Source organism: Novosphingobium capsulatum NBRC 12533, from assembly GCF_001598375.1.
Taxonomy (GTDB): domain Bacteria; phylum Pseudomonadota; class Alphaproteobacteria; order Sphingomonadales; family Sphingomonadaceae; genus Novosphingobium; species Novosphingobium capsulatum.
In genome coordinates, this window is record NZ_BCYV01000040.1 from 1 (window position 1) to 12,183 (window position 12,183).

The 12,183-nt window shown below is 62.6% G+C and carries 12 protein-coding genes and 1 pseudogene; 7 read left to right on the plus strand and 6 right to left on the minus strand.

The annotated features are described in order from the left end of the window. From SCA01S_RS22915 to SCA01S_RS21090, 3 genes and pseudogenes are all read left to right on the plus strand, one after another. Positions 1-169 (plus strand): annotated as a pseudogene (locus SCA01S_RS22915) (biotin synthase BioB); the annotation flags it as partial. 34 nt (positions 170-203) lie between these two features. Continuing rightward, complete coding sequence (locus tag SCA01S_RS21085) at positions 204-1,616, plus strand: 3-hydroxyacyl-CoA dehydrogenase NAD-binding domain-containing protein (protein WP_062788747.1); 1,413 nt, start codon at positions 204-206, stop codon at positions 1,614-1,616. Next, positions 1,613-2,395: an enoyl-CoA hydratase-related protein gene (locus tag SCA01S_RS21090; RefSeq protein WP_062788749.1), complete on the plus strand. Its 783-nt coding sequence runs from the start codon at positions 1,613-1,615 to the stop codon at positions 2,393-2,395. The genes SCA01S_RS21085 and SCA01S_RS21090 overlap by 4 nt, the downstream gene beginning before the upstream one ends. Positions 2,396-2,472: 77 nt before the next feature. Here the strand turns inward: SCA01S_RS21090 and SCA01S_RS21095 are convergent, their stop codons facing one another. The 6 genes from SCA01S_RS21095 to SCA01S_RS21120 form a co-directional block, all read right to left on the minus strand. Then, positions 2,473-3,276, minus strand: a complete 804-nt coding sequence (locus tag SCA01S_RS21095; RefSeq protein WP_245652861.1) for an enoyl-CoA hydratase/isomerase family protein — start codon at positions 3,274-3,276, stop codon at positions 2,473-2,475. Beyond that, on the minus strand, positions 3,273-3,911 hold the full coding sequence (locus SCA01S_RS21100; RefSeq protein WP_062788751.1) for a 3-oxoacid CoA-transferase subunit B: 639 nt from the start codon (positions 3,909-3,911) through the stop codon (positions 3,273-3,275). The genes SCA01S_RS21095 and SCA01S_RS21100 overlap by 4 nt, the downstream gene beginning before the upstream one ends. 17 nt (positions 3,912-3,928) lie before the next feature. Then, complete coding sequence (locus SCA01S_RS21105; RefSeq protein ID WP_062788753.1) at positions 3,929-4,606, minus strand: 3-oxoacid CoA-transferase subunit A; 678 nt, start codon at positions 4,604-4,606, stop codon at positions 3,929-3,931. 58 nt (positions 4,607-4,664) lie between these two features. Beyond that, positions 4,665-5,201, minus strand: coding sequence for a flavin reductase family protein (locus SCA01S_RS21110; RefSeq protein ID WP_107719136.1), 537 nt, complete (start codon positions 5,199-5,201; stop codon positions 4,665-4,667). Positions 5,202-5,299: 98 nt separating this feature from the next. Next, positions 5,300-6,049, minus strand: a complete 750-nt coding sequence (locus tag SCA01S_RS21115; protein ID WP_062788756.1) for a glucose 1-dehydrogenase — start codon at positions 6,047-6,049, stop codon at positions 5,300-5,302. 155 nt (positions 6,050-6,204) lie between these two features. After that, positions 6,205-6,936 carry a TetR/AcrR family transcriptional regulator gene (locus SCA01S_RS21120; RefSeq protein ID WP_084391172.1) on the minus strand — a complete coding sequence of 244 codons (732 nt, stop codon included), beginning with the start codon at positions 6,934-6,936 and terminating at the stop codon, positions 6,205-6,207. A 286-nt stretch (positions 6,937-7,222) separates the two neighbouring features. On the opposite strand from SCA01S_RS21120, the gene SCA01S_RS21125 reads away from it, so the two are divergent. From SCA01S_RS21125 to SCA01S_RS21140, 4 genes are all read left to right on the plus strand, one after another. After that, complete coding sequence (locus SCA01S_RS21125) at positions 7,223-7,600, plus strand: nuclear transport factor 2 family protein (RefSeq protein WP_062788757.1); 378 nt, start codon at positions 7,223-7,225, stop codon at positions 7,598-7,600. A 67-nt stretch (positions 7,601-7,667) separates the two neighbouring features. Then, positions 7,668-8,744, plus strand: coding sequence for an LLM class flavin-dependent oxidoreductase (locus tag SCA01S_RS21130; protein ID WP_245652863.1), 1,077 nt, complete (start codon positions 7,668-7,670; stop codon positions 8,742-8,744). A gap of 2 nt (positions 8,745-8,746) precedes the next feature. After that, positions 8,747-9,493 carry a glucose 1-dehydrogenase gene (locus SCA01S_RS21135; protein WP_062788762.1) on the plus strand — a complete coding sequence of 249 codons (747 nt, stop codon included), beginning with the start codon at positions 8,747-8,749 and terminating at the stop codon, positions 9,491-9,493. Between the two features lie 70 nt (positions 9,494-9,563). Continuing rightward, positions 9,564-12,083 carry a TonB-dependent receptor gene (locus tag SCA01S_RS21140; RefSeq protein ID WP_062788763.1) on the plus strand — a complete coding sequence of 840 codons (2,520 nt, stop codon included), beginning with the start codon at positions 9,564-9,566 and terminating at the stop codon, positions 12,081-12,083. Positions 12,084-12,183 lie beyond the last annotated feature (100 nt).

Here is a 12,183-nt window from a genome sequence, read left to right on the forward strand (position 1 = left end):
GGGGGCCAACTCGATCTTCACCGGCGACAAGCTGCTGACCGCGCCCAATGCCGGCGACGACAGCGACGCGGCGATGTTCGCGCGCCTGGGCCTGAGGCCCATGGAAGGCGAAGAGCCGCTGCGCGCGATGAAGGCCGTTGGCGGCTGCTCGGGCGGCTGCGCGGCCTGAGCCGGATCGATTCAAGAACACCGGAGAGTGAGACGTGAACGAGATATCCAGGATCGGTGTCTGCGGCGCCGGCACGATGGGCAGCGGCATTGCCCAGGTGGCGGCGCAGGCCGGCCATCCCGTCGTGATCTATGATGTCGATGCGCTCTCGCGCGATCGCAGCCGCGACCAGATCACCAAAGGTCTCGCCACTCTTGTGGCGCGTGGAAAGCTTGAGCCCGGGCAACCGGCGGCTATCCTGAGTACCTTGGTCTGGACCGACGAACCGGCCGGATTGCGCGATTGCGACCTGGTGATCGAGGCGATCGTCGAGAACCTGGCGATCAAGCAGGACCTGTTTGCGGCGCTTGAAGCCAACTTGCGCAGCGATGCGGTGATTGCCAGCAACACGTCCTCGCTGCCTATCGCACGATTGGCTCGTGGGCTTGCCCACCCTGGCCGATTCATGGGGATGCACTTCTTCAACCCGGCAACGGTGATGAAGCTGGTCGAACTGGTTTCCGGGCCGGCGACCGATCCCGCCGTAGCGGCGCGCGTGGCCGATGTGGCCAAGCGCTGGGGCAAGGTCGGCGTTCCGGTTGCCGACGTACCCGGCTTCATCGTCAACCGCGTGGCGCGGCCATTTTATGGCGAAGCATTCACGTGCCTGCAGCAGCATGGCGCGCCAGCCAACGTGATCGATCACCTGTTCAAGCACGCCGCCGGCTTTCGCATGGGGCCGCTGGAACTGACCGATTTAATCGGCCAGGATGTGAACTTTGCCGTCGCGCGTTCGGTGTTCGATGCCTATTTTGGGCAGACTCGGTTCGTGCCCCAGTTGGCGCAGTCGGCCCTGGTCGACGCCAACTGGCTGGGTCGCAAGACCGAGCGTGGGGTCTATGATTATGCCCAGGGTAAGGGCTTCGAGCGGCCGACTACGCCTGGTGCCGCGATCCCGGCTGACGTTGCGCCCAAGCCGGCTGAATTGCACTGGTGCCTGCCGACGTTTGATATAGGCAAAGTTCAGGTCCGGGTTTCGCGTGGGCGGACTGCGCGGGACGAAGCCCGCGAGATCGGCCGCCCGGTGGTGGTGCTCGACTGGTTCGACGAGAGTTGCGCCGGTTCGACCGGTTACGCCGCCAGCGACGATGATGCCGCGACTGCGGTGGAAGCCAAGCTGGCGGAATGGGGGCTTGAGGCCTATCGCCTTGCGGATCGGCCGGGTCTGGTCGTGCTGCGCACGTTGGCCCAGATCGCCAATGCTGCGGGCGATGCCGTGCTGGAACAGGTCAGCGACGAGGCCGGTATCGATGCGGCGCTGCGCTTTGGCGCCAACTATCCTTTCGGGCCCTGCGCCTGGGCGCGTCGTTTCGGCGTGGCCGCGCTGGTCGAGGCGCTGCGCGCGATTGCTGCAGCGACCGGACAAGCGATGTACCAACCTTCGCAATATTGGGTGAATTTGGCATGACCGACAATTCTCGCCTGCTGCTCGTCGATCGCGCGCCATCGGGCGTGCTGACCCTGACGCTGAACAATCCGGAAAAGCGCAATGCCTTGGCAACCCCGCTGCTGGCGCTGGTGGCCGAGGCGCTTGACACCGCAGCAGGTGACGCTGCGATCCGGGCGGTGGTGATCACCGGCTCTGCCAAAGTGTTTGCCGCCGGGGCTGACATTAACGAATTGATCGAAAAGGGCGTCGCTGGGGCGCTGGCCGATCCACGCCCGGCAAACTGGGCCCGCATCCGCGCTTTTCCCAAGCCTATCGTGGCGGCGGTCGAAGGATGGTGCCTGGGTGCGGGCAACGAGTTGCTGATGTGCTGCGATCTGGCCATTGCCGGGGCCAGCGCCCGCTTTGGCCAGCCAGAGAGCAACCTGGGGATCATCCCCGGGGCAGGGGGGACCGCAACCCTGCCACGCGTGGTTGGTCGCATGGCGGCGATGCACATGGTGCTATTGGGCCAGCCGATCGATGCCGTCACTGCACAGCGACTGGGCCTGGTCCTGGAAGTCGTCGAAGACGGCGCTGCTCTCCCGCGCGCCACGGTTCTGGCCGAAGCCATCGCTGCGCGCGCACCAGTGGCAGTCCGCCAGGCCAAGAGCCTGGTCAACGCCGCGTTCGATTTGCCCCATGCGGCGCATCTAGGCGCCGAACGGCAGGCGTTTTCCGCTTTGTTCGGAACCGCCGATAAGCGCGAGGGAATTGCCGCGTTCCTGGAAAAGCGGCAGCCGGACTGGACCGGCGCGTAAAGACCCGCCCGGCGCGAATCCCCAGTTCGCGCCGGCCTGTGCGCAGCCGGTGTCGGAAACACCCGCGCGCGGGGTTGTCAGGCTTTCGCGCCTTTGCGTTCCCTGCCTCGGCGCAGGGCGGCGAGCACCGCCGCTTCACTGGCGGGATCTTCGACGAGCGCCGAAGATAGCTCCTGCGCTTCGAGATAGGCGTCCATCCATTCCGATCCCTCCCATTCGAGCGAGGCCAGCTTGCGGGCGCGCAGCACCGGCATGTTCTTGCGGGCGATTTGTTCGGCAAGGTCGAGCGCAATGGGCAATACGGCCGGACGCGGTACCACGTAGTTGAAGAAGCCAGTCGGTTCCAACTCGCGCGCGGTGAAAGTGCGGCCGGTGTAGATCATCTCGCGCACTTTGGCTTCCGGCATGCGCAGCGTGGCAAACAGACCAGCGCTGCCCCCGATCAGCCCATAGTCCACTTCCGGGCATGCAAAGCGGGCGTTTTCGCTAGCGACACGCAGATCGCACATGCCTGCCAGCATCATGCCAACGCCCATGGTCGCCGCTTCGATCGCCGCGATCATCGGCTTGTCGATGGCGTGAAAGCGCGGCAACTGCGCATTGATGAAGTGATAGCGTTCCTTGCGGCGCGCGGCCGTCATGCCCTTGAACTCGTGCAGGTCCGCCCCGCCGCACCAGGCTCGGGCACCAGGTGGGGCGGTGATCACCAGCACCCTGACGCTGTCGTGCTGCGTGGCATAGTCGGCCAGGCGGCCGATGTCTTCATAGACGGTCAACGACACGGCATTGACCGGCGGACGCGAGAACGTGACGATCACCACGCCGTCTTCACGATGTTCGAGGACGAAGGCCCCGAGATCGATCATCTGTGACATCATCATGCCTCAGTCAGTTCAAGCCCGGTAAGAGCGCGCAGCGTATCCAGCGTCATGCCCTCAACCATTTCGATCACGTGAGCGCCGTCGGGGCCGACATCGAATATCGCGACGTCGGTGTAGACACGCGACACGCACGCCAGCCCGGTCAACGGATATGTGCATTGGCGCACCAGCTTGCTCTCGCCCGACTTTGTGAGCAGGTCCATCATCACGAACACGTCGCGGGCACCGATCGCCAGGTCCATGGCGCCCCCTACGGCCGGAATCGCATCTGGCGCTCCGGTATGCCAGTTCGCCAGGTCTCCATGGATCGAGACCTGGAATGCGCCCAGCACGCAGATGTCGATATGGCCGCCGCGCATCATCGCAAACGAATCGCCATGGTGGAAATAGGAACCGCCGGGCAGGATGGTGACGGGCTGCTTGCCCGCGTTGATCAGTTCCCAGTCGATATCTTCGGGCTCCGGTGCCGGCCCCATCCCAAGCAAGCCGTTCTCACTTTGCAGGAAGATGTCCTTGTCCTTGGGCAGGAAGTTGGCGACCATGGTGGGGGCGCCGATGCCAAGGTTGACATAGGCCCCTTCGGGAATGTCGCGCGCGACGCGGGCGGCAAGGGCATTGCGGTCCATGCGCTGCATGTCAGGTCTCCTGGTGGTCAGACGGTCGGCGCGGGCTGCATGGCCACGACGCGATCGACGAAAATGCCGGGGGTCACGATGGTTTCGGGATCGAGCGCGCCCAATTCGACGATCTCGGCGACCTGAACGATCGTGGTCTTTGCGGCCATCGCCATGATCGGGCCGAAATTGCGGGCTACCTTGCGATAGACAAGGTTCCCCCAGCGATCCGCCGCGCGCGCTTTCACCAGCGCAAAATCGGCGTGGATGGGATATTCCAGCACATAATGGCGGCCATCGATCTCGCGGGTTTCCTTGCCTTGGGCCAACATCGTGCCATAGCCGGTCGGCGTGAAGATCGCGCCCAACCCGGCACCCGCAGCCTGGATCCGGGCGGCGAGGTTGCCTTGCGGGACCAGTTCCAGTTCCACTTCGCCCGCGCGATAACGTGCGTCGAAGTGGTGCGAGGCGGCTTGTCGCGGGAATGAACAGATGACCTTGCGCACGCGGTTGGCCCGCATGAGCGCGGCGATGCCGGTTTCGCCGGCGCCGGCGTTGTTGCTGATGATTGTGAGGTCCGTGGCGCCTTGGGCGATCACGGCCTCGATCAGTTCCGCCGGAGCCCCGGCGTCGCCAAAGCCACTGATCATGATCGATGCGCCGTCCTGCATATCGGCAACGGCCTCGGCCATCGAGGCGACGATCTTGTTAATCATTCCGCTCGGTCCTCTCTGCCACGCATATTGTTATGGGCTATGTTGTATTGGGCAATGTTCACGCGGGCACGGCTGATGCGAATTTGCCATCTAGATAGAGCAGCGCTGCCGCAGTTGCATTGCGGTGCATCGCGCCCACCTTGCCGATCAGGATCGTGTGCGTACCGTGCGAGTGGGTGGCTTCCAACGCGCACTCGAACGCCACTGTCGCGCTTTCCAGCAGGGGTTGGCCGGCGGGCCCGCGTCGCCACAATCCCGGGGCGAAGCGATCCTTGCCAGCCAGCGCGGCCTTGCCGGCGAATTGGCCCACCACGGCGCTGTCCTGGGCCGAAAGCAGGCTGAGCCCGAACGCTCCGGTGGACAGGATCAGATCGTGCGCGCTGGCCGAACGGTTGACGCACGCCAGGAGCATGGGGGGATCGGCGCAAAGCGAGGACCAGGCGGTTGCCACCAGCCCGCCGGCATCATCGTCTTGCGCGCTGGCAATGATGGCAACCGCACCGGGCACTTGGCGCATCTGTTCCAGAAAGGCGGCGCGCAAGACCGTGTCGTCGGGCGCAATCGAGCTCGCGTTGTCCATCTTTGCCTTACTCATAAATCCGAAAAAACGTCGGATATAACTAGCGAGCGCGGTGTGCTGTGCAAGTGAAATCGTGTCGCACAGGCGCCGACTGCGCCTGCGCGACACCCGGTTCACAAGGCTGTGAGGCCGCCGTCGATGATGTATTCCGATCCAGTGATGAAGCCGGATTCGTCGGATGCGAGGAAAACCACGAGGTTGGAGACATCCTCCACTTCGCCCACCCGCCCGATCGGGACGGAGGCCGATGCCACGCGGATGCCGTCTTCGTCGAGCGCGTCAGTCATCATTTTCGTCTTGATATAGCCGGGATGGACGGAGTTGGCCCTGATGCCCTGCTTGCCGTATTCGATGGCGACTTGCTTGGTTATGCCGCGCACTGCGAACTTGCTGGCGGCGTAAGCGACGTTGGGGGTGCCATAGATCGCCACGATGCCCGAGATCGACGATATGTTGACAATCGAGCCGCCGCCGGCGCGGATCATTGCGGGGATCACGTGCTTGGTGCCGAGGAACACTGCAGTCTGGTTGATAGCGCAAACGCGCTGGAATTCTGCTTGCGTCAGGTCTGCACAGCGTGTGGGTGAACCGATGATGCCAGCGTTGTTGACCAGCGCGGTGACAGGGCCAAAGCGGGCCTCGGTAGCATCGACAACCGCTGCCCAGTTCTCTTCGTCGGCAACGTCGAGGCGGTAGAACGCAGCCCTTTCGCCCAGTTCCCGGGCAAGCGCTTCGCCACGCTCCGCATCGATGTCGGTAATCGTGACGGCGGCGCCTTCGGCCAGAAAGCGCCGCGCGTGGGCAGCGCCCATGCCCTGTGCGGCACCGGTGATGATGGCAACTTTGCCCTGGAGTCGTCCCATGAAGCCTCTCCCAATTAATCTCGACGATAATTCGGATATTATGGCAACGAATGGACGGGTTGGAAAGCGTGTTCACACGCGTTGGCTGCGCAGCGCTGAAGGGTGAAGGGTAGTCAAAAGCGGGCGTCGGAGGCGCTGGTGCGCCGGCAAGGGTGTCAGGGGCGTTCGTTGGCGATCATGGTGATGACGCGATCGGCCATCTCCGCGCTGGCTTTCGTCAGGTTGCGCGGGCGCCGGTACAGCAGCCAGGTGATGATCACCTGGTTGACCGCGCCGAGCAGCAGTGACGCTGTTTCATAGCTGTTCCGGCCGGCGGGAAATTCACCCTGGCGAACGCCTTCGTCGATGAGATAGCGTGCGATCCGCGCAAAATCATCGACGCTGTGGCGCAATTCGGTTTCGCTGACGAGCACGCTCGGCCAAATTTCCAGATAAAACAGACGCCCCCAATCGGCATGTTCCCGCGCGAAATCGGCGGACATGGATAGGTAGAGCAGCAGCTTTTCGCGCGCGGATGTTTTTCCGACAACCGCGGCGCGATACTCCTGAAAGAAGCTGACCAGATGCGAATTGGGCAGATCGTACGCCAGGTCTTCCTTGCTCTTGTAATACTCGTAGAGCGTGGACGTGGATATCCCGGCTTCGGCGGCGATGTCGGCGATGCGCGAGCGCGAGATGCCGTCCCGCGCAAAGACGCGCAGGGCGGCATTGAGAATTTGCTGTTCCGTGCGCTTGCTGCGGTTCTGCTTGCGGTCAGGAGCGCGCTTGGGGCGGCTGGTGACGAGCTCGAGCAGTGTGTCCCAGGCGTGGTCGCCGGCTTCGGCCCGATCCTCGGGTGCAGCGTCATTGCAGTCTTGCGCGTCAATCCCGCGGGTCGATAGGGGCATTCGAGCAGCCTTAATGGTGAGGTTGTATGCTACTATCAGGATATTTCTTGCCGACCAAGAGTCGGTTTGAAATGATAATATCGTCTAGAAACAACTAGATAACTCGTAATTTCCAAAATAACCCGACAAAACGTCGAAAAAAATTGACGACTTCCTTTCGGGAATCTAGGCTCCTTGCAACAAACAGCAGGGCTCGAATCGAGCATTTCCGCAAGCGCGGTGGAGATGCGCGCTGCATGCGGCAATGCATGGGTTCGGAGAACCACCTGAATTCGCGGAGAGGACGATGGCCGACCTTGCCAACCGTGCCGAGCGCTTGATCCAGGCTTACAATGCCAAGGATTTCAATGCGATGGCAGATATGATGGCACTGGATGTGGATTTTGCCCATTACAACCGCGACTTCACGTTGACGTCGCGCGACGCGCTGCTCGAGGTCTTGCGCGGCTTTGCCGAAAATTATGTTCCCGATCGTCGTTTCGAAGATGCAGACTTGGTCCTCGAGGTCGGTGACACGGTCATCCGCCAGTCCTGGTATGTCGGCACGCCAAGCGTGGACTTGCCCGGTTTTGGCAAGGCCGGGACAGTGTTCCGGCTCAAATTCTGCAGTTTCATTCGCTTTGATGGCGATGGCTGCATCATCGAATGGAAAGATTTCGGCTGACGGCAGGCCCGGCTTACGGGGCCGCGCTGTGACGTCCGACCAACGAGGTGATCCCATGAAAATTGGCATGTTCCAGACCCCGTTTCTCCGTCCCGAGCGGACGGCAAAGCAGGTTTTTCACTGGGCAGTACAGCAGGCGATCCATGCCGACCGCGTCGGCTTCAGCGAATATTGGGTTGGTGAACACGGCACGCTCGACTGGGAAAGCATTCCCAGTCCGGAACTGGTGATCGCCGCTGCCGCAGCCCAGACGAGCCAGATCAAGTTCGGCCCACTGGCGCATCTGCTGCCCTACCATCACCCCGCAACTCTGGCCATTCAGACGGCCTGGCTCAGTCAGGTGCTGGAAGGTCGCTATATGCTGGGTGTCGCCACGGGGGCCTATCCCACTGATGCGGCGGTGCGTGGCATTACGGATATGAGCAAGAACCACGCCATGATGCTCGAGGCGATCGACATTATGGAGCGGGTGTGGAACAACGAACCGTTCCAGATGGAAGGCCAGTTCTGGAATGCCGGCTATCCGAAGAGTGATCCGGCCCACCCGTTGCGCGATACCCGCCCGTGGGGCGGACAGATGCAGATGGCGATGACCGGTCTGTCTGCACCGTCGCCCTCGATCACTTTCGCCGGCCGGCATGGCTTCATCCCAGCCTCGGTTTATGCGGGCAATGCATTCCTGCGCAGCCATTTCGAAACTTATCGCGAGGAAATGGAGCGGGCCGGGCGGCTGAGCGACCGCTCCGCCCACCGTGTGGTGCGCGACGTCGTCGTTGCCGAGACCGACGCCGAGGCGCGGAAGCTGGCGCTAGAGGGCGGGCTGGGTCTCGCTTGGGAAAGCTACATCAAGCCGACGTACAAGCGGTTTGGTGTGCTCAAGGGCCTGCTGCACGATCCCTCGGTTGATCCCGACACGGTCGATGCCGAATACCTAGCCGAGCATGTGTGGATTGTCGGTTCCGTCGAAACGGTACGCCAGAAGATCCAGGCCTGGTGCGACGACCTGGGCGGTCCGTTCGGCACGCTGCTGGTCTACAGCCACGACTATATCGACAATCCCGAGCCATGGAAGCATTCGATGAAACTGCTGGCGCAGGACGTAGCGCCGCAGATCGGCGCCCCGGCCGTGGCGGGAGTGGCCTGACCATGTCGCGCCTTGCCGGAAAGGTTGCGATCATCACCGGCGCCGCGCAAGGCATGGGGGAGGCCCATGCCCGCGCTTTCGTGCGCGAAGGGGCGCAGGTGGTGCTCACCGATGTCAATGCTGTGCGCGGTGCAGCCATCGCGGCCGAACTGGGCGAAGCTGCCTGCTTCGTCGAGCATAACGTGGCCGATGCAGCAGGTTGGCGGCGCGTGGTGGACGTGGCGGAAGCGCGATTTGGCCCGGTCACCGTGCTGGTCAACAATGCGGGCGTGATCGGCCCGGTCAAGGGCGTGCTCGATCTCACCGAGACCGAATTCCTGGAGGTCTGTGCCGTCAACCAGTTGGGGACGTACCTCGGGATGCAAGCCGTGCTGCCGGGCATGCAGGGCGCAGGCGGCGGCTCGATCGTCAACGTATCGTCGATTGCCGGGATGGTCGGCGCGGCCGCCTCGTCGAACGCCGCCTATTGCGCCAGCAAGTGGGCCGTGCGCGGAATGACCAAGCTGATGGCGGTATGGCACGGCAAGGATGGCATCCGCGTCAATTCCGTGCATCCCGGCTACATTCTTACGCCGATGATGGTGGCCGCCACCGACGAGCATGGCGGGGGTGCCGCAGCGGCCATTCCCCTCGGGCGGCTAGCCCAGCCGCATGAAGTTTCCAATGTCGTCGTATTCCTGGCGTCGGATGAGGCGTCGTTTGTTTCCGGTGCCGAGCACGTGGTCGACGGGGCGATGATCGCCGGTTGAGCCGACGCCCCGCGGCAACGCGGATAGATGCCTGCTTACCTGATCTAACAGAAAAAAATGGGAGGTAGAGATGCGCCTGAATAAACAATATCTGTTCGGCGGAGCCGCCGTTGCGCTGGCGATCCTGTCGGCCGACACCGCGTTGGCCCAGGCAGCCGCCAAGCCCGACGCCAAGCCGGAAGAGGCAACGGCGGCGCCGGAAATTATCGTGACCGCCAACAAGCGCGAGCAGTCGGCCAACAGTGTCGGGCTGACCATTTCTGCGGCATCTGGTTCGGAATTGCTCCAGCGTGGCGTTTCCGGCCCGGCTGACCTCGCCAAGCTGGTGCCCGGCTTCACGTTCACCCAGTCGCTCTATTCCACGCCGGTATTCACCCTGCGCGGCATCGGCCTTTATGACGCGACCTTTGGCGCGCCGCCCTCGGTTTCGGTCTATACCGACCAGATCCCGCGCAACGTGCCGGTCATGTCTGACGCGCTCGATCTCGATATCGAGCGGGTCGAAGTGCTCAAGGGCCCGCAAGGCACGCTGTTCGGGCAAAGCTCTACCGGCGGTGCCATCAATTACATCGTCGGCAAGCCTACGCCTGACTTCCATGCTGGCTTCAACGCCTCCTACGAACGCTTCGATCGCGCCGAAATCGGCGGTTTCGTCAGCGGTCCACTGGGCGACAAGATTTCCGCACGGCTTGCAGTCAAGGGAATCAGCGGTGGCGCGTGGCAGCGCAGCCTGTCCCGGCCCAACGACGACAACGGTGATGCGCGCAAGATCATGGGGCGCCTGACCGTCGACATTGCCCCGGCCGATGGCGTTAAGATCGAACTCATGGCCACCGGTTCGCGCGATCGGTCCGATCCGCTGGCCCCGCAATATGCTGGCACGATCTACGATATCTATGGCAGCCAGTCGCAACTCGCCGCGTCAGGCAACCCCTATGGCTACGTCGATGCCAAGCGCTACGCCGATCTGACCACGCCCGGTTCGGCCGGGTATAGCGGCAGCTTCCTGGGTGCCCAATCCACGCTGGTCAGCCGGCTCAATGGCCCAGATCCGGCCGTTGCGGCCGGCGCCCGCGCCGTGCTGGGCACGAAGATCAGCAACAACGCGCGCGATGCGGAATGGACGCAAGGGTTGCTGGGCAAGTCAGACAACAGCTATTACCAGTTTGCCGGGCGCATCGATGTGGATGTGACGGACACGATCACGGTCACGTCGGTCACGGCCCTCGCCAAGCAGAAATTGGCTTACAACCAGGATCTCGACGGAACCACTGCCCGTGCAGTCGATGTGCCGCTGTTTGGCGATGTGCGGTCGTTCAACCAGGAACTGCGCCTGGCAGGCAACTCGCCGACCTTGCACTGGATCGTCGGGGCTAGTTATGACAACGTGCGTACATCACAGAACAACTATTTCCAGTTGAACGATTATTCGGGCAACCTGGGGCTTATTACGCTCACCTTGAACAATTACGCGTCCAGAATGCGCTCCTATGGGCTGTTTGCGAACGCCGAAGCCGAAATCGTCCCTAACCTGACGATCCAGGGCGGTATCCGCTACACCAACAACAAGCAGAGCGCGACCTACTGCTACAACGACCCTGCCATCGACACCGCGCAGGGTACGGCGACGATCTATGGTGCAGCGCTCAACAGCGTGCCGATCACCATCCTGCCCGGCCAGTGCTTCCCGACATCAGGCGATCTGCTGTTGGGTACGGCCAAATCGACGCTCAGCCCGGTCACCAGCCACCTGCAGGAAGACAACGTGTCGTTCCGCGCGGGTGTGAATTACAAGTTCGACCAGGGCACACTGCTCTATGCCACGGTCAGCCAAGGTTATAAGGCCGGCACGTTCTCGGCGATCGGCGCCTCGCGTATCCTGCAGTATACCCCCGCTACCGAGGAAAAGGTGCTGGCATTCGAAGCCGGCTTCAAGGCGCCGCTGGCCGATCGTAAGGTCCAGCTCAACGCGGCGGCGTTCTACTACGACTATTCCAACAAGCAGGTCCGCGGGCGGATTGCCGATCCCGTGTTTGGCTTGCTGGAAAAGATGCTCAACGTGCCCAAGTCCTATATTTTCGGGATCGAGGGTGAACTGGTGATCAAGCCGCTGGCCGGCCTGCACTTGAGCGCGAGCGCGACCTACCTCAAGGCCAAGGTGACCTCAGACTATTCCAAAACCCCTGACGGGCAGGCAGTTTATAACGCTGCAGGCTATACCGGCAATTTCCGCAATTCCGAGCTGCCCTATACGCCCAAATTCAGCGCGAACGTTGACGCACAGTACGAACGCCCCATCGGTGACAACCTCGTCGGCTTTCTGGGCGGCACACTGACGTACCAGGGCCGGCAGAACACTACGTTCCACAATGCGGCGCTGCCCGCCGACGATTTCGAGATCGCCGGCTATGCCACGCTTGATGCGCGGATTGGCGTGGGTTCCGCCGACGGGCGTTGGCGCGGGACGATCTATGGCCGCAACGTGACCAACAAGACCTACACCACGGCGATCTCGACCTATCTCGACACGCTGATCCGCTATCGTGGCAAACCGGCGGTCTATGGGGCGTCCATCGCTTATCGCTTCTGATCGTGACCTGGCCCGGTGAAGGCCAGGCAAAAAATCCCGGGGTCGCTCCATTGTGGGCGGCCCTTCGTTTCTGTCCACGCCTTTCGTGAGAGTGCACTGC

What these genes read in the sequence shown, in the direction of transcription:
- SCA01S_RS21100 (WP_062788751.1), bottom strand. Translation starts at nt 3,911, where the DNA reads ATGCAGCGCATGGACCGCAATGCCCTTGCCGCCCGCGTCGCGCGCGAC.
- SCA01S_RS21120 (WP_084391172.1), bottom strand. Translation starts at nt 6,936, where the DNA reads ATGCCCCTATCGACCCGCGGGATTGACGCGCAAGACTGCAATGACGCT.
- SCA01S_RS21090 (WP_062788749.1), top strand. Translation starts at nt 1,613, where the DNA reads ATGACCGACAATTCTCGCCTGCTGCTCGTCGATCGCGCGCCATCGGGC.
- SCA01S_RS21135 (WP_062788762.1), top strand. Translation starts at nt 8,747, where the DNA reads ATGTCGCGCCTTGCCGGAAAGGTTGCGATCATCACCGGCGCCGCGCAA.
- SCA01S_RS21110 (WP_107719136.1), bottom strand. Translation starts at nt 5,201, where the DNA reads ATGAGTAAGGCAAAGATGGACAACGCGAGCTCGATTGCGCCCGACGAC.
- SCA01S_RS21105 (WP_062788753.1), bottom strand. Translation starts at nt 4,606, where the DNA reads ATGATTAACAAGATCGTCGCCTCGATGGCCGAGGCCGTTGCCGATATG.
- SCA01S_RS21095 (WP_245652861.1), bottom strand. Translation starts at nt 3,276, where the DNA reads ATGATGATGTCACAGATGATCGATCTCGGGGCCTTCGTCCTCGAACAT.
- SCA01S_RS21115 (WP_062788756.1), bottom strand. Translation starts at nt 6,049, where the DNA reads ATGGGACGACTCCAGGGCAAAGTTGCCATCATCACCGGTGCCGCACAG.
- SCA01S_RS21125 (WP_062788757.1), top strand. Translation starts at nt 7,223, where the DNA reads ATGGCCGACCTTGCCAACCGTGCCGAGCGCTTGATCCAGGCTTACAAT.
- SCA01S_RS21130 (WP_245652863.1), top strand. Translation starts at nt 7,668, where the DNA reads ATGTTCCAGACCCCGTTTCTCCGTCCCGAGCGGACGGCAAAGCAGGTT.
- SCA01S_RS21140 (WP_062788763.1), top strand. Translation starts at nt 9,564, where the DNA reads ATGCGCCTGAATAAACAATATCTGTTCGGCGGAGCCGCCGTTGCGCTG.